18 protein-coding genes and 1 pseudogene are annotated in these 15830 nt (G+C 70.2%); 11 read left to right on the forward strand and 8 right to left on the reverse strand.

Annotated elements, in window-relative coordinates; all coding sequences use genetic code 11:
* The first annotated feature begins 29 nt into the window (after positions 1–29).
* Complete coding sequence (locus MQE23_RS41885; protein ID WP_243382034.1) at positions 30–2033, forward strand: spermidine synthase; 2004 nt, start codon at positions 30–32, stop codon at positions 2031–2033.
* Here the strand turns inward: MQE23_RS41885 and MQE23_RS41890 are convergent.
* Complete coding sequence (locus tag MQE23_RS41890; protein WP_020272786.1) at positions 1999–2904, reverse strand: NAD-dependent protein deacetylase; 906 nt, start codon at positions 2902–2904, stop codon at positions 1999–2001. The two genes, MQE23_RS41885 and MQE23_RS41890, sit on opposite strands and share 35 nt — an antisense overlap.
* Positions 2905–3045: 141 nt before the next feature.
* On the opposite strand from MQE23_RS41890, the gene MQE23_RS41895 reads away from it, so the two are divergent.
* Positions 3046–4362 carry a phytase gene (locus MQE23_RS41895; protein ID WP_243382036.1) on the forward strand — a complete coding sequence of 439 codons (1317 nt, stop codon included), beginning with the start codon at positions 3046–3048 and terminating at the stop codon, positions 4360–4362.
* Positions 4363–4413: 51 nt separating this feature from the next.
* On the opposite strand, the gene MQE23_RS43560 is transcribed toward MQE23_RS41895, so the two are convergent.
* On the reverse strand, positions 4414–5133 hold the full coding sequence (locus MQE23_RS43560) for a polyketide synthase (RefSeq protein ID WP_279345175.1): 720 nt from the start codon (positions 5131–5133) through the stop codon (positions 4414–4416).
* Positions 5134–5311: 178 nt separating this feature from the next.
* On the opposite strand from MQE23_RS43560, the gene MQE23_RS41910 reads away from it, so the two are divergent.
* Positions 5312–5845 carry a GNAT family N-acetyltransferase gene (locus MQE23_RS41910; protein WP_020272783.1) on the forward strand — a complete coding sequence of 178 codons (534 nt, stop codon included), beginning with the start codon at positions 5312–5314 and terminating at the stop codon, positions 5843–5845.
* 27 nt (positions 5846–5872) lie between these two features.
* On the opposite strand, the gene MQE23_RS41915 is transcribed toward MQE23_RS41910, so the two are convergent.
* Entirely contained in the window at positions 5873–6505 is a 633-nt protein-coding gene (locus tag MQE23_RS41915; RefSeq protein ID WP_020272782.1) for a TetR/AcrR family transcriptional regulator, read from the reverse strand.
* 86 nt (positions 6506–6591) lie between these two features.
* Between MQE23_RS41915 and MQE23_RS41920 the strand changes: the two genes are divergently transcribed.
* Together MQE23_RS41920 and MQE23_RS41925 are read left to right on the forward strand one after the other, a co-directional pair.
* A complete protein-coding gene (locus MQE23_RS41920) occupies positions 6592–7017 on the forward strand; it encodes a nuclear transport factor 2 family protein (protein ID WP_243382038.1) in 426 nt (141 codons plus the stop codon).
* Positions 7014–7898, forward strand: a complete 885-nt coding sequence (locus MQE23_RS41925; RefSeq protein ID WP_020272780.1) for an NAD(P)H-binding protein — start codon at positions 7014–7016, stop codon at positions 7896–7898. Before MQE23_RS41920 ends, MQE23_RS41925 begins: the two co-directional genes overlap by 4 nt.
* Here the strand turns inward: MQE23_RS41925 and MQE23_RS41930 are convergent.
* A complete protein-coding gene (locus MQE23_RS41930) occupies positions 7869–8681 on the reverse strand; it encodes a glucose 1-dehydrogenase (protein WP_020272779.1) in 813 nt (270 codons plus the stop codon). The two genes, MQE23_RS41925 and MQE23_RS41930, sit on opposite strands and share 30 nt — an antisense overlap.
* Positions 8682–8768: 87 nt before the next feature.
* Here MQE23_RS41930 and MQE23_RS41935 point away from each other — a divergent pair, with 87 nt between their 5' ends.
* Positions 8769–9620, forward strand: coding sequence for a helix-turn-helix transcriptional regulator (locus MQE23_RS41935; RefSeq protein ID WP_020272778.1), 852 nt, complete (start codon positions 8769–8771; stop codon positions 9618–9620).
* Between the two features lie 21 nt (positions 9621–9641).
* On the opposite strand, the pseudogene MQE23_RS41940 reads toward MQE23_RS41935, so the two are convergent.
* A pseudogene (locus tag MQE23_RS41940) lies at positions 9642–10184 on the reverse strand (PP2C family protein-serine/threonine phosphatase); the annotation flags it as partial.
* Positions 10185–10325: 141 nt separating this feature from the next.
* On the opposite strand from MQE23_RS41940, the gene MQE23_RS41945 reads away from it, so the two are divergent.
* On the forward strand, positions 10326–10628 hold the full coding sequence (locus MQE23_RS41945; protein WP_243382040.1) for a metalloregulator ArsR/SmtB family transcription factor: 303 nt from the start codon (positions 10326–10328) through the stop codon (positions 10626–10628).
* Positions 10625–11017, forward strand: a complete 393-nt coding sequence (locus MQE23_RS41950) for a VOC family protein (protein ID WP_037669353.1) — start codon at positions 10625–10627, stop codon at positions 11015–11017. The genes MQE23_RS41945 and MQE23_RS41950 overlap by 4 nt, the downstream gene beginning before the upstream one ends.
* Positions 11018–11041: 24 nt before the next feature.
* Here the strand turns inward: MQE23_RS41950 and MQE23_RS41955 are convergent, their stop codons facing one another.
* The gene (locus tag MQE23_RS41955; RefSeq protein ID WP_037669333.1) at positions 11042–11356 is read right to left on the reverse strand and encodes a hypothetical protein; all 315 of its coding nucleotides are present in this window, start codon (positions 11354–11356) and stop codon (positions 11042–11044) included.
* A gap of 78 nt (positions 11357–11434) precedes the next feature.
* Here MQE23_RS41955 and MQE23_RS41960 point away from each other — a divergent pair, with 78 nt between their 5' ends.
* A complete protein-coding gene (locus tag MQE23_RS41960) occupies positions 11435–12145 on the forward strand; it encodes an MOSC N-terminal beta barrel domain-containing protein (RefSeq protein WP_020272773.1) in 711 nt (236 codons plus the stop codon).
* A gap of 74 nt (positions 12146–12219) precedes the next feature.
* On the forward strand, positions 12220–12693 hold the full coding sequence (locus MQE23_RS41965) for an ester cyclase (RefSeq protein ID WP_020272772.1): 474 nt from the start codon (positions 12220–12222) through the stop codon (positions 12691–12693).
* A gap of 36 nt (positions 12694–12729) precedes the next feature.
* Here MQE23_RS41965 and MQE23_RS41970 read toward each other — a convergent pair whose 3' ends face one another.
* Together MQE23_RS41970 and MQE23_RS41975 are read right to left on the reverse strand one after the other, a co-directional pair.
* A complete protein-coding gene (locus tag MQE23_RS41970) occupies positions 12730–13713 on the reverse strand; it encodes a DUF6215 domain-containing protein (RefSeq protein WP_243382042.1) in 984 nt (327 codons plus the stop codon).
* A 92-nt stretch (positions 13714–13805) separates the two neighbouring features.
* On the reverse strand, positions 13806–14801 hold the full coding sequence (locus MQE23_RS41975; RefSeq protein ID WP_243382044.1) for an aldo/keto reductase: 996 nt from the start codon (positions 14799–14801) through the stop codon (positions 13806–13808).
* Positions 14802–14937: 136 nt separating this feature from the next.
* Here MQE23_RS41975 and MQE23_RS41980 point away from each other — a divergent pair, with 136 nt between their 5' ends.
* On the forward strand, positions 14938–15798 hold the full coding sequence (locus MQE23_RS41980) for a helix-turn-helix transcriptional regulator (RefSeq protein WP_243382938.1): 861 nt from the start codon (positions 14938–14940) through the stop codon (positions 15796–15798).
* Positions 15799–15830 lie beyond the last annotated feature (32 nt).

A 15830-nucleotide genomic window follows, 5' to 3' on the forward strand; every position in this document is an offset into this window, starting at 1 on the left:
GGACCGAGTCAGGGCAAACAGTGCGATCGGTGCGCTGGAGGCTCGTACTGGCCAGCACCACCATGCTCTTCGTCGAGCTGGCGCTGATCAGATGGGCGGGTGCCAACGTCGTCCACCTGAGCTACTTCTCGAACTTCATCCTGCTGGGATCGTTCCTCGGTATCGGCATCGGCTTCCTGATCCCCGCCCAGCGCGGACAGTGGCTCAAGCGCTGGACACCCGTTCCGCTCGCGCTGCTGGTCATTCTGGTGCGCGAATACCCGGTGCAGGTGCGCCAGAACAGCAGCGAGGTCCTCTACTTCACCGCCGTGAAGACCACCGGCCTTCCCGAGTGGGTGACGCTGCCGGCCATCTTCCTGCTGACCGCGGTGATCATGGCGGGGATCGGGAAGATCACCGCGGATCTCTTCCGCCAGCTGCCCTCGCTCGACGCCTACCGCTACGACCTGCTCGGCAGCATCACCGGCTCCCTGTCCTTCGCCGTGCTGTCCTGGCTGCGCGCTCCGTCGGTCGTGTGGGGCGTACTCGCCGCCGCGGCCCTGCTCGTCCTCGGAGGGCGGCGCAACACCCTGCTGTACGGCATTCCCCTCACGGCGATGGTCGCCGCCCTGTTCCTGGAGACGACGACGAGCGGCATCTCCTGGTCGCCCTACTACAAGATCGAACTCGAACCCTCGCCGACCACCACCCGCACCTGGTACATCTCCGCCAACGGCGTACCTCACCAGAGCACCGCCCCGCTGGACGTGCTGATGCGGAAGGACTCGCCCTACCGCCAGGCGTACGACCAGACACCCCGCAACCCGCACAAGCGCGTGCTGATCATCGGCGCCGGAAACGGCAACGACGTCGCGGTCGCACTCGCGTACGGAGCCCAGCGCGTGGACGCGGTCGAGATCGATCCCCGGCTCCAGGAGATCGGCTCGGACCTGCACCCCGCCAGGCCCTACGACGACCCGAGGGTGCACGTGCACATCGACGACGGGCGCGCCTTCCTGGAGCGGACGAAGACGAAGTACGACCTGATCGTCCTGGCCCTGCCGGATTCGCTCACGCTGGTCGCCGGTGCGAGCAACCTGCGCCTGGAGAGCTACCTGTTCACCCGGCAGGCCTTCGAGGCCGCACGCGAACACCTGGCGCCGAACGGCGCGTTCGCCATGTACAACTACTACCGCGAGAGCTGGCTGGTCGACCGCTTCGCAGGGAGCCTCGACGACGTCTACGGTCACGCCCCCTGCATGACGACGTTCAAGCGGAACGCCGCCGTGCTGGTGGCCGGGATGACACCCGCCGACCAGTCCTGCGCGAAGAGCTGGCAGCCCAGCGGTGAGGTCCCGGCGGCCGCGAGCGACGACCACCCCTTCCCGTACCTGCTGCACCGGAGCATCCCCACGCTCTACCTGGGCGCCCTGGGCGCGATCCTGCTGGTGACGCTCCTGTCGGTGCGCCTGACCGGGGTCCGCATCCGCAGCACGCTCCGCTACACCGACATGTTCCTGCTCGGTGCGGCCTTCCTGCTGCTCGAAACGAAGAACGTGATCGGCTTCGCCCTCTACTTCGGCACGACCTGGCTGGTCAACGCCCTCGTCTTCTTCGGCGTCCTGGTCGCCGTCCTCGCGGCGGTGGAGGTCCGGCGCAGGCTGCGGAAGGTCAACCAACGGCTGCTGCAACTGCTGCTCTTCGGCTCCCTCGCGGTGGTCTGGCTCGTCCCCGTGGACGCGGTGCTGTCCCTGCCCTTCGCCGCCCGGCTCGCCGCCGCCATCGCCCTGGCCTTCACCCCGATCTTCTGCGCCAACCTCATCTTCTCGGACCGCCTCGCGCTCGCCCCGGACCCGACCTCCGCGTTCGGCGCGAACCTGCTCGGCGCGATGACCGGGGGAGCGATCGAGTACCTCGCCCTGGTGACGGGCTATCAGGCACTGCTCCTGGTCGTCGCCGCCCTGTACCTCGGGGCGTTCATCGCCATGCGCTTCGCGGGGCGGGATCAGACGGCTGCTGTCACCTTCGCACCGCCGCCTGTGAGCCGACGGTGATGCCCAGCCGCTCCGCCACGGTGGTGAGCGCCGCTCCCAGCGAGAGCGAGACCCGGGTGAAGGCGTGCCGGTCGCCCCTGGTCGGCTCCCGGTTGACGATCAGCACCGGCTTCCCGTCCTGAGCCGCCTGGCGCACGAAGCGGAGCCCGGACATCACCGTCAGCGAGGAGCCGAGGACCAGCAGCGAGGCCGACTCACGGACCAGTTCGCGGCAGTGCTCGACCCGTCGGGGCGGAACGTTCTCACCGAAGAACACCACGTCCGGTTTGAGGATGCCGCCGCAGCTCGCGCAGGGCACCACGCGGAAGTCCGCGACCTGCGCGTCCGTGAGGTCGGCGTCACCGTCCGGGTTGATTCCGGCGGCCACGGGCGCGAAGCCCGGATTGGCCTCCTCCAGCCGCTCGGCGAGTTCGCGGCGCGGGCTGAAGGCACCGCAGGCAAGGCAGACGACCCGGGCCAGGCTTCCGTGGAGTTCCACCACGTCCTCGCTGCCGGCGACCTGGTGCAGGCCGTCGACGTTCTGGGTGATGACCCCCGAGAGCAGGCCGTGCCGCCCGAATGCGGCCACGGCCCGGTGCCCGGCGTTGGGCAGGGCGCGGCCGAAGGTGCGCCAGCCGAGATGGCTGCGCGCCCAGTACCGGCGCCGGGCCTGGGCGCCGGCGGTGAAGTCCTGGTAGGTCATCGGTGTGTGCCGGCTGAGGCTCCCGCCCTCGCCCCGGTAGTCGGGAATGCCCGACTCCGTGGAGATGCCCGCGCCGCTGAGCACCAGCACACCGCCGGTGCTCAGCGCATCGGCGACCGGCGCCGGATCCGTGGTGCCCGGCGGCAGGTCATCGGTAGGCGTCCAGCTCAGAGTGGGGCGCATGCGCATGCCGTCAGGGTACGCGCGAGCTGAACGGCAGTTGGCGGGCAATCGTCTTTCCTGCGATCACGTGTACAGATCACAGTCTCCTGCGCGCAAGGTTTCCCCCACACGATCGGCATGTCCCCGACATCGACCAAGGAAGTGGCTGTGAGAACGCACCGCACTCCGCGCAGAACCGCCGCCCTCGTCCTGGGCACCGCCCTGCTCGCCCTCCTGACCCCCGCCCGGGCCGGGGCCGACGACGAGGGACTGCCGACGGTCACGCCCGTCAGCGAGACCCCCGCCCTGCACGACGACGAGGCGGGCGGCAACTCCGACGCGGACGATCCGGCGATCTGGCGCAATGCGGCCGACCCCGGCCGCAGCCTCGTCATCGCGACCGCCAAGGAGGGCGGCCTGCGGGTGTACGACCTGGACGCCCGCTTGGTGCAGTCGCTGCCCGCGCCCCGTCCGCCCGCCGAGGACGACGCCCCGGGCCGGTACAACAACGTCGACCTGGTCACGGGCCTGCGCACCTCCACCGGCCGGGCCGATGTCGCCGTGGTCAGCGACCGCGGCAACGACCGGCTGCGGATCTACCGCATCGACCCGTTGAAGCCGGGCGGCCCGCTGACCGACATCACCGCCCCGGCGACCGCCCCGGTCTTCTCCACCGACCAGGCCGAGATCAACGACCAGCGCACCGCATACGGCCTCGCCACCTGGCAGGACAAGTCCACCGGACGCTCCTACGCCCTGGTCAGCCGGCGGGAGCGGACCCGCCTGGCGCTGCTCGAGCTGAAGCCGACCGCGAGCGGAACCGTCACCTATCAGCAGGTCCGCACACTCGACCTGCCCGCATCCTTCCGCCTCCCGAACGGCACCACCTGGTCCCCCTGCGCGGAGCCCGGCGAGCTCCCGCAGGTCGAGGGCATGGTGGTGGACCCCGCCACCGGCACGCTCTACGCCGGCCAGGAGGACATCGGCATCTGGCGGATCCGCGCCGACCTCACCGGCAAGCCGGTCCTGGTGGACAAGGTCCGCGAGTTCGGCGTCCCCGGCGTCTACGACGAGGAGACCGAGGAGTGCGCGGCGGGCGCCGACCCCGGCTACGGCGGTGAGCGGCTGTCGGCCGATGTCGAGGGCCTGACCCTCTTCCAGGAGTCCGACGGGGACGGCTACCTGCTCGCCTCCAGCCAGGGCGACGACACCTTCGCCCTGTACGACCGCGAGGTGAGTGAGGACAACGAGTACGAAGGCGGCTTCCGCGTCGGCGCGGCCTCGGCGACCCTCGACGGGGCACAGGAGTGCGACGGTGCCGCCGTCCTGAACGCCCCGCTCGGCAGCCGCTACCCGAACGGCCTGCTGGTCGTCCAGGACGGTCACGAGACCCCCGAGATCCCCGACGACGAGGGCGGCACGCGCACCGCGACCGGCTTCAAGTTCGTCGACCTGGGCGACGTGGTGGACGCCGCCGACCTCTGAGTCGCTGCGGCGCACAGACCCCACGTTCCCGCGCAGCGCCACCCGCGCGACTCATGTGCCCGGGCCGTGCGCCTCCACCATGCCCACGTCACCGGCCTCGACGCCCGCGCGCTGCAGAGCCAGACGGTAGAGATCGATCTGTGCGGGCTCCGAGGGCGCGCTCAGCCGCGTGCCCCGTCCGTTCTGGTCGACCGCCGTGCCGCGCACCACCGCCAGTACCCGGTCCCCGTCCCGTACCGCGTCCGAAAGGCGCTTGAGCACCACGACGCCGCAGCCCTCCCCGCGTACGCAGCCGTCGGCGGCGGCGTCGAAGGTGTGGCAGCGACCGGTGGGGGAGAACACCCCCCACAGCGCCGGAGCGATGACGCCCTCCGGCCCGAGACAGCATGGCGGCCCCGGCCACGGCGAGGTCCGACTCGCCGGTCGCGAGGCTCTGGAGCATGAACCCCACGCGGCCCGGCCCGATGCTGTCGAAACCGGTGTACATCGCGTAGGCGTTGACCTCTTCCAGAGGCCGCTGCACACGCAGGCCGGAATACCGGCGTGCTCGATGGCCTCCCAGACCACCTCGGACGGCAACCGGTGCTCCGGGTCCACCCAGGGCGCTTCCTGCGCGTTGATGCCGAAGAACTCCGGCTCGTAGGCGTAGACGTCGTCGTCCGGGAAGCAGCCGTAGCGCAGCCGGGCCGCGACCTGCGCGGGAAGACCGGCCGGCTCGGCCTGCTCCCACCGCTCGGCGGGCACCTCCCGCACCGTCTCCCGACGCGCCATCAACAACCGTCACAGTGACTGGGAACGGTAGCGCGCAGGGCGACGCCACATGTCCCTGTGCATCGGGTTCATCCGCTTGGGCGGGCGCGTCGAGGATTATCGGCGTCGAGACCGCGAAGGCGGGGTGGTGCCGCGACCCCGGTTCGCGCTCCCACCGCCGTGTCGGCAGGATGGGACGATGACCGAGATCCGCACCCCCCGTCTCCTCCTGCGCCGATGGCTTGACGACGACCTCGTCCCCCTGTCCGAGATCCAGGCGGATCCGGTGGTGATGCGGGGCGTCGGCGACGGCAGGCCGCGCTCGTTGGAACAGACGGCCGAGGACATCGAGGCGTGGGAAGAGGAGTGGGACGAGGAAGGCTTCGGGATGTTCGCGGTCGAGCTCCTGGGATCCGGTGAGTTGGCGGGCGCCGTCGGACTGTCCGTGGCCGGCACTCCGGCCGAGGTCGCCGGCCAGGTGACGATCAGCTGGCGGCTCGGGCGGGTGTTCTGGGGGCAGGGGTACGCCTCCGAAGCGGCGCACGCCACCCTGGAGTTCGCGCTCCAGGACCGCGGCCTCGACCGCGTGGCCGCCGTATGCCGGGCGGGCGACAGGGCATCCGCGAACGTCCTCGGCAAACTCGGTATGCAGGCGGAAGGCACCGCACAGCACCCGGTCCACGGCCACGACCTCGCGGTGTACGGCATCGACCTCACGCAGTACCAGGAGTAACGCTCGGTCTCGGGGCGGGCCGAGATCTCAGTTGCGGTCCGTGGTCGCCGGTCCGTCCTCAGCGCTCGATCCCCGTGCCGGCCCGGAGGCCAGGACCCTGGTGGTGAAGTTCGCCAACTGGGCACGCGCTGTTTCCCGCGGCACGCGCTCGTGTCCGGCCAGGTGCTCGACGAGGTCGGCTCGGGTGGCGGCGAGCAGGGCGTGGGCGGTGAAGTCGCTGTCGGTGAGGCCGGGGACCTGGTCCAGTACGGCTCGGAGCAAGCCGTGCCACCACGCGTAATGCTCCGCCTGGTACGGGCTGCCGCTCCCGCTTTCCTCCAGAGCCAGCGCCAGACGCCGGTTGTCGAACTTGAAGCACAGGATCGCATCGAGCAGGGCGGTCGCGCGCTGCTGCGGTGGGGTGCCGGGCCCCAGGGGCGGCGGGCCGGCTTCGGCGGCCTCCCGGATCGGCTCGAGCCGCGCCTCGTACAGCGCGCGGAGCAGCCCGGCGCGATCGCCGAACGCTCGGAAGAGCGTGCCCTTGCCGACCCCGGCCGCTGCCGCGACGTCGGCCATGGTGACGTCCTCGGGACGTCCGCAGCGGGCGAAGAGGGCGTCGGCGGCCGCGAGCACGGCCTCCCGGTTGCGGACGGCGTCCTTGCGGGACTTGCGCTCGGGCATGCTGCTCCTCCACTTGAAAAGCGGACCGCTGGTCCGTATCTTCAAAACGGACCCAAGGTCCGGATTCTATGAGATGGAGGATACCCATGCCCGAGCCGACTTCTCCGGCGGATCTCTACCGCCACAGCCTGCGGCTGCTACTGGACAAGGACATCGCCGGCTGGGTCGGCCTGTGGGCCGAGGACGGCGTGATGGAGTTCCCCTTCGCCCCCGAGGGCTGGCCCCGGCGCCTGGAGGGCAAGGAGGCCGTCGCCGCCTACATGCGCCACTACCCCGACCACATCGACCTGCACGACTTCCCCGCCCTGCGGATCCACCAGACCACCGATCCGCAGACCATCGTGGTCGAGATGCGCGGCGTCGGCCGCCTGGTGGAGACCGGCGCCCCCTTCGACATGACCTACATCGCGGTCGTGACCGTTCGAAACGGGCACATCACGTCCTACCGCGACTACTGGAACCCCCTCGCCGTCCTCGAAGCCGGTACCGACTTCGCCGGGAGCCGCCGATGACCACCGCCGGCACCACTTTGGTCATCGGCGCCACCGGCACCACCGGCAGCCGCGTCGCCGCGCAACTGACGGCCGCCGGCCACAGCGTCAAAGCCGCCAGCCGTCTGGCCGGCCCGGTAGCCGGCGCCGGACCGGTCCGCTTCGACTGGTACGACCCCGCCACCCACGCCACCGCCCTCGACGGCGTCGACCGCGTCTACCTCATACCACCCTTGGGCGACCCCGACCCCGCGGCGATCATGCTGCCGTTCCTCCATCAGGCCCGCACCGCCGGCGTGTACCGCGCGGTGCTGCTGAGCTCCTCGGCCATCCCCGCGGGCGGCCCTGCGGTGGGAACGGTGCACCAGGCCCTGCCCGATCTGTTCGAACAGTGGGCGGTACTGCGGCCCTCGTGGTTCATGCAGAACTTCACCGGCACGCACGCCCACGCCCGCAGCATTCGCGACGACGGCACCATCCGGACCGCCACCGAAGGCGGCCGGGTCGGCTTCGTCGACGCCGAGGACATCGCGGCCGTCGCCGTCCGCGCCCTGACCGACGAGCAGGCCCCCGACACCGATCTCGTCATCACCGGGCCCGAGGCACTCAGCCACGACGACATCGCCGCGATCATCACCGAGGTCACCGATCGGTCCGTGGTCCACCGCCGTCTGTCCTACGAGCAGATGCGCGATCGGCTCACGGCGGAGGTCCCGGTGGAGTTCGCCGCAATGCTGGCCGCCATGGACCGCGCCATCGCCGCAGGGGCGGAGGACCGCGTCACCGACACCGTCCAGCGCCTCACCGGCCGGCCCCCGCGCACGTTCCGTGCCTTCCTCGAAAGGGAGATGGGAAGGACGGGCATTCCCGGCTCAGGCCCGCGCGCCGCCGTCGACCCGTAGGACCGTGCCGGTCACGTAGGAGGAACGGTCGCTGAGGAGCCAGGCGGCGGCTTGCGCGATCTCCTGCGGGTCGGCCGCGCGGCGCAGTGGGGTGTGCGCCGTGAGTCGCTCCCGGAGCCCGGGGGAGGCCTGCTCCCAAGTGCGGATCATCTCGGTCGGTGTCTGGCCGGGGGCGATGGCGTTGACGCGGATGCCTTCGGGGCCGTAGGTGATGGCGGCCGACTCGGTGAGGCTGTTGACCGCTCGTTTCATCGCGCCGTAGGCGGGCAGCTCCGGGTTGCCCATCAGGCTGCCGACGGATGAGTTGTTGACGATCGCGCCCGTCCCGGCTGTGGTCCGGATGGCGGCGATCTCGGCGACCATGGCCAGCCAGACGCCCTTGAGGTTCACGTCGTAGATGCGGTCGAAGTCGGCCTCCGGCATCTGGTCCATCGGGCCGGGTTGCTGGATCGTCGCGCCGTTGTTGAAGGCGATGTCGAGCCGGCCGTACAGGCGCACGGCGCGGTCCACGGCGGCGCGCACGCCGGCCGCGTCGGCCAGGTCGCACACCACGTACTCCGCGGTGCCGCCGGCCGCCCGGATCTCCTCGGTCACCGTCTTCAGCTGGGCCTCCGTCCGGGCCGCCAGAAGCACTCGTGCGCCCTCGTCGGCGAAGAGCCGGGCCGCCGCGGCTCCGATGCCGCGTCCGGCACCGGTGATGAAGGCGACCTTGTCGGCCAGCAGGCCCAGGGCGGCAGGGGTGGCAGGGGCGGTGGATGGGCTGGTGGCAGGTGTGTTGTCCATGGCACTGAGCCTGCGCCCGTCCGCGAAGCCGAGCCAGGCACCGACGGTACCTGGCTGGGCCGGCCGGCGTCCGTACACACTGGGCAGGTGGATCGACGAGAACTGGCGAACTTCCTGCGCAGCCGACGGGAGCGGATCACCCCTGCCGAGGTCGGTCTGCCCGCCGGCCCACGCCGCCGCACCCCGGGGCTGCGCCGCGAGGAGGTGGCGCAACTGGCGTTCATCTCGACCGAGTACTACACGCGGCTGGAGCAGGCACGGGCACCGCACCCGTCGTACGAGGTGCTGGCCCAACTGGCACGGGCACTACGCATGTCGGACGCCGAACGTGACCATCTCCACCACCTCGCCGGTGCCCCGCCGCTCCCGTCGGCCGGGCCTTCGCGTGAGGTACGGCAGAGCATCCTCGACCTGCTGCACCGACTGCCGCAGGCGGCGGCAACCGTAACGTCCGCGACCTTCGAGGTACTCGCCTGGAACGATCTGGCGGCAGCCCTGATGGAGGACTTCTCCGCGCTGCCGCGACGCGACCGCAATCTCGTCCGCCGTGCCTTTCTCGGGCCGCACACGCACGGGCAGCGGCTGTACGGAGTGTCGGACGCGGACGCGTTCGCCCGCACCTCGACGCAACGGCTGCGCGCCGCCGCCGCCCGCTACCCCGACGATGCGGAGGTGGCCGAGCTGGTGGCCGAACTCCTCGACGGAAGCGAAGAGTTCACCCGCCTGTGGGAGTCCCACGACGTGTCCGCCGAGCCCACCCTGTGCAAGACCTTCCAGCACCCGGTGGTCGGTCCGGTCACCGTCAACTGCGACGTCCTCGACATCACGGACCGCGACCAGCAGGTCGTGATCTACACCGCGGACCCGGGCTCGCCGTCCGAGGAGGCGCTACGGCTGCTGTCGGTCATCGGCACACAGCGCATGGACACCACCCACTGAGTCTCGACGTGCTCAGGGACGTCACGCACTGCCTGCGGAAGGCTGCTGTTTCGTGCGGGCGGCTGAGGCTTGCCGGGTGTCCGCGCCGGAGCTGACATGCCCCTGGGTCTCGTGGACCCCGTGCCAGTCCAGGCACATGGCGGTGGCATCGTCCTCGAGCCGGCCGCCGGCGGCGTCGCGGACCGCGGATGTCAGTGCCGGTGCGGTCTCCCGCGGGCGCAGGTCCCGGGTGTCTTCGAGCAGGGCGGGCAGGTCGACCTTCTCCCCATGGCGCTCGAGCATGCCGTCGGTGACCATGAGCAGACGGTCCAGTCCGAAGGGGTGGTCCACCTCGCAGGTGATCACCTCCGCAGTCCCGTCGCGCAAGCGCAATGGCCAGGGATGGCCGGCATTGACGAGCTGGGCCTGACCGGTACGGAGATGGACGCGCAGCAGCTGCCCGGTGGCGTGACCTTGACCGTGGTCGATCAATGCCTGGTCGGCCCGGTGGGCTTGCTCGGCCAGACCGGCTCCCGCGCGGCGGGCGCCGCGCAGGGCGCTGACCAGGACGATGGCGGCCAGGGCGCGGCTTCCCCGACCGCATCGAGGACGTCCGCGCCGGGGTCGGCCGGAAGGAGCAGTTCCAGCAGCCGCATGGGAGCCGCCGAGGTGGGCGTCAATCCGTGCGACTTGATATGCAAGTGAACACTTGCCTATTGTGTGGTCGTGGCCGATGACCTTTTCAAAGCTTTGGCCGACCCCACCCGCCGTACCATCCTCGACGAGCTCACGGAGAAGTCCGGACAGACGCTGTTCGAGATCTGCTCCCGACTGAGCATGAAGCACCAGCTCGGCATCTCGCGCCAAGCGGTCTCCCAGCACCTCGCCGTGCTGGAGGCTGCCGGGCTCGTCGAGACCCGGCGGGAGGGCCGCTACAAGTTCCACGAGCTGAACACAGCCCCGCTGCGGCAGATCACCGAGCGGTGGCTGGTGGCCGATACGTCCGGACCGGAGAAGAGCACCCCATGAAGATCCATCTGACCAGCGTTTTCGTCGACGACCAGGCCAAGGCCGAGCACTTCTACACCGAGATCCTCGGCTTTGTGAAGAAGCACGACGTCCCGGTGGGCGAGAAGGACCGGTGGCTGACCGTCGTCTCACCCGACGAGCCCGACGGCACCGAACTCCTCCTGGAGCCCGCCGGCCACCCGGCCGTCAAGACCTTCCGCGACGCACTCGTCGAGGAGGGCATCCCACTCGCCCAGTTCGCCGTCGACGACGTGAAGGCGGAGTACCAGCGCCTGCGCGGCCTCGGAGTCCGCTTCACCCAGGAACCCCTGGAGATGGGCCCCGTCACCACCGCCGTCTTCGACGACAGCTGTGGCAACCTGATCCAGATCGCCACCAAGCCGCAGTAGGCGTTCCTCGCAACCCGGACGGATTTACTCCTGGTGCAGAGACGCGAGCCAGCGGTCATCCTGGAACTCGGCAGGCACCTCGTCCTCCCAAGGATCGATCCCGCGGCGCTCCAGCTCGTCGAACCATCGGTCGCGCTGCGACTCGGGGAAGCGCCGTCCGCACCAGGGGCAGAAGTCGATCGTGACGCTCGACGTGCCGCCGTCATGGATGATCAGCCCGTACTCCTGGAACTTGGCGCTGAAGTCAACCAGCGCGTCCGGGCAGGCGAAGGGGTCATCGTGCTGGTCGCAGTCCACGTTCACGCGGCTGGTCATCGCTTCGCAGCAGTGATTGGTCATGACCTCGACTTCTCGTTGATCGGCATCGCGACCTGAAGTATCCCGTGGCATCAGCTGCACCCTTGTAGCCTCATCCGGATGATGATCGAGGCAGGCGTGATCGAACGGATCTGGCGGTATCCGATCAAGTCGACAGGGGGCGAGTTGCTCCACCGGGCGGAGGTCGAGGCGAGGGGATTCGTCGGCGATCGTCTCTTCGCGGTGCGCGACGCGCAGGGCAAGTTCGGTTCGGGGAAGAACACTCGTCGCTTCCGCAGGATGCCGGGCCTGCTGCAGCTGCGTTCCCGCTACGTGGACGACGTCGGTGAGCCTGAACTGCTGGACACGCGAGGCGCGGTGGTACCGGATCCGAGTGCCTACCTTCGTCGCTACCTCGGTCGTGAGGACGTCGAGTTGGCTCGCGAGGCGGCAATTTCTCACTTCGACCAGCTGCCTGTCAGCGTGTTGACCACGGCCACCCTTGACTGGGTGCGTTCGGCGGTGCCCGAGGTTCCCGTCGATGAACGACGCTTCCGGCCGAACCTCCTGGTACGGACACCACCAGGCACCCCTCCGTTCGTGGAGGACGAGTGGTTCGGGAGCAAGGCGCGGATCGGCGACTCGGTGTGCATCGAGTTCGTGCGATCGAGTGAGCGATGCGTGATGACCAACGAGGCTCAGCAAGACCTCCCCCACTCCCCGCTGGTATTGCGGGCCATCACGAAAGCGCACGACATGCGGTTGGACGGGCTTGCCACGGTCGTGTCCCCAGGACAGGTGCAGGCCGGAGACCCCCTTGTTCTGCTCTAGGGTCCAGGCTCCCGGTGGTCGGCCCGGCGGCCGCTTCCTACGATCGAAGGAGGACCCGAAGAGGGAGCAGGGGCATGGACACCACCGAGATGCGGCGCCTCTTCGAAGCCCACCGCGAGGCGGAGACGGCACGGGACATCGACGGCATTCTCAGAACGTTCGTCGAGGACTGCTTCCTCGAGACGAAGGCGCTCGGGCTGCGCAGCCGGGGAAGGGACGCGGTGCGCGCCGCGTACCAGCAGCAGTACTTCACCGCGTTCCCGGACCTCACTCCCGAGGACGAGGGCATCACCTTCGGCGATGGCGTCATCGCCGTATGGGGGACCCTGCGCGGCACCAGCCGCGGGGAGTGGCTCGGGGTACCGCCCGGAGGGGGCGCCTTCGAGGTGCCCTTCGCCAACGTCGTCCCCTTCCAGGACGGGCTGATGGCGGGCGAGGCGATCTACTTCGACCTGGCCACCCTGTGCGAGCAGGCCGGTATCCCGCTGGACCGGATCCGGGCCGCCGCCGCGGCGCGCCGGGCGGGTACGGCCGCAGCCACGGAGTGACCCGCCCGGCGTGTGCACGCCGAGGCGGAGTACGACCTATCGGACAGGCCTTTCGGGGATGGTCGGAAGAACCTTCTCAGCGATGCCGAGGAGAACGCTGTCGTTCGGGAGGGCTCCGGACGTGCTCCACACGGTGATTTCGTAGTAGCCGCCCCGGTCACTACGGTCGAGGGCCACGGACAGCGTCCTGGCCAGGGGGCCTTGTTCGACCGGTCCGCCGGATCCGCCACTTCCGAGGTCGATCTCGATCTTCATGGTGTGATCCGAGGAGAAGACCGCGGGCCGTCCGAGAACCGTGAGCGTCTTCGTGTCCTCCGCATCCCCGAACTTCATCAGCTTCACGTACTGGTCGGTCGACAGCTCGTTGTAAGTGGCCGAGACATTCACGGTGTACGTGTCGAACGTGACCTCGGCCTCCGGCTGGGCGACCTTCCCGTCCGTCAGGGGAGCGGTGTTGCTGGTGCCGGAAGCAGTGGTCGCGGTCTCTGCAGGCGTTCCGAGGAGCGTGGCCAGGTCCGGCCGGTTGAGCGCCTTGCACAGCTCTTCACCGGTCACAGGCTGGGGCTTCTCTTTGTAGGCCTTCGGCAGTTCCCCGTGTTCCCCGTCCGAACACGAGGCGGGCTGCGGGGTGCTGTCGTCGGACGGCAGCACGCGTGGGCCCAACCACAGCGCGGCCGCGAGTGCTCCGAACACGGCTACGGCCGCGATGGCCTGGCCCCATGCGTTGGGCTCCTTCTCCGGAGTGTCCGGGCCGGGACGCGGCTCAGTCACGGCCTGAGCCTGGGCCACGGTTTGCACTTGGGCTTGCACACTCGGATTCCGGCGTGCGCGCAGGGCCCGGATCACCGCGTAGACGCGTATTGCGGTGAACACGAGGAACACCACTCCGAGACCGGCCGCGACCCGATCGTGGTCGTGGACGGCGAGATACATGATGCGTACGCCGAGAACGGACCCGACCGCGATGAGCAGGGGTTCGCGGACCCAGAACGGCAGGAGACGGAGAAGGAAACCGAGCATCCGGTGATCTCACCAGGAGTAGACCACATCCGCCGTGGTGGAAGCCACAGTTCCGGGCACGTGCAGGGCCTGCCGAAGAGCGTGGCGGGGACTCAGTTGCCGACGCCGAGGCTGGACATGAACGCGGACGGGTAACGGTCGCCGCGCGCCGCGCCCGGCGGCACCGCCTTCTCGATCCCGGCGAGGTCGTCCGCGGTGAGGAGCAGCTCCATCGCGGGCAGCGCCTCGGCCAGCCGCTCGCGGGTGCGAGCGCCGACCAGCGGCACTACGTCGTCGCCCTGTGCGGCCACCCAGGCGATGGCCAGTTGAGCGACCGTGCACCCCTTCGCGTCGGCGACCCGGCGCAACGCTTCCACGAGGGCGAGGTTGTGTTCCACGTTCCCGCGCGAGAAGCGCGGGCTGAAGCCGCGGCTGTCGCCGGGGCCGGCCGTGTGGCCGACGGACCAGTGCCCGGAAATGAGGCCGCGGCTGAGCACTCCGTACGCGGTCAGGCCGATGCCGAGCTCCCTCAGCGTAGGCAGAATGTCCGCCTCCACGGCGCGGGAGATCAGCGAGTACTCGATCTGCAGGTCGGATACGGGGTGCACGGCATGCGCCCGGCGGATCGTCGCCGCGTCGACCTCCGAGAGGCCGAGGTGCCGGACGTACCCGGCGTCGATCATCTCCTTGATCGCGCCCACCGTCTCCTCGATCGGTACGGCCGGGTCCAGCCGGGCAGGGCGGTAGATGTCGATGTGGTCGGTGCCCAGGCGAGTGAGCGAGTAGGCCAGGAAGCTCTTCACCGCCTCGGGACGGCCGTCCATCCCGCCGAACTCCGGGCCCGGCCCTCGCAGCATGCCGAACTTGACGCTCAACTGGTAACTGTCCCGGTCCCGGCCACGCAGCGACTCGGCGATCAACAGCTCGTTGTGGCCCATGGCGTAGAAATCACCGGTGTCGATCAGCGTGACCCCGGCCTCCAGCGCAGCGTGGACGGTGGCTATACTCTCCGCGCGGTCGGCCTCGCCGTAGGCGCCCGACATGCCCATCGCGCCCAGTCCCAGCGCGGAAACGGCCGGGCCGGTGGTGCCCAGGGTTCGTGTCTGCATCGCGTTCTCCTTCATCGTCGATCTGCCACCCACCCTGCGCCGGCCCCACGACGCACGGGAGCGGAGCGTTCATCCTGGGAGAGGCGCTCCCTGGATCGGCCCGGCCGCTGCGAGGACCATGAGGGCCATGGGGACCATGCAACGTGACCAGCTCGCCGACTTCCTGCGCCGCCGCCGCGAGGCGATGCGTCCGGCCGAGGTCGGCATCGCCGAGGGCCCCCGCCGCCGCACCTGCGGCCTGCGCCGGGAAGAGGTGGCCACGCTCGCGGGCATGTCAGTGGACTACGTCGTACGCCTCGAGCAGGGCCGCAGCAGCCAGCCCTCGGTCCAGCTGCTCGGCGCGCTGGCCCGGGCGCTGCGCCTCTCCGACGACGAGCGCGACCACCTGTTCCACCTGGCCGGCCACCAGCCCCCACCCGCCGACGGAGTGGCCCGCCTGGCCCGCGCCGGCCTGATCCGCATGCTCGACCTGCTCGGCGACACCCCGGCCCTGGTCCTGTCCGACCTGGGCGAGGTCCTCGCCCAGAACCAGGCCGCCCTCCTGCTCACGGGCAACCACACGGGCTTCTCCGGCGACCGCCGCTATGCCGTGTACCGCTGGTTCACCGACCCCCCGGCCCGCGCCGTCACCCCGCCCGAGGAACGGGAACGCCACGCCCGCCGGCTCGTGGCCGACCTGCGCGCGGCCGCCGGCCGCCGGACCGGAGACTCCATGGTCGCCGGACTCGTCGACCGGTTGCAGGCCGCGAGCGCCGACTTCCGCCGGATCTGGGCCGAGCACGAGGTGGCGGTCCGGCGTGCCGACCGCAAGACTCTGCTGCATCCGCGGGTCGGCCGCCTGGTGCTGGACTGCGAGACCCTGGTCACTCCCGACCAGGGCCAGCAGCTGCTGGTGCTCACCCCGGCGGACGCCGAGACCCGCGAGCGGCTGGAGCTGCTGCGGGTCATCGGTGTCGAGGACTTCCCCGCGGAGGCAACGGATCCGACGACACGGTGAAGCGGCCGGCCATCGCCGTCGACGACCAGGCG

Source organism: Streptomyces sp. HP-A2021 (assembly GCF_022807935.1).
Taxonomy (GTDB): Bacteria; Actinomycetota; Actinomycetes; order Streptomycetales; family Streptomycetaceae; genus Streptomyces; species Streptomyces afghaniensis.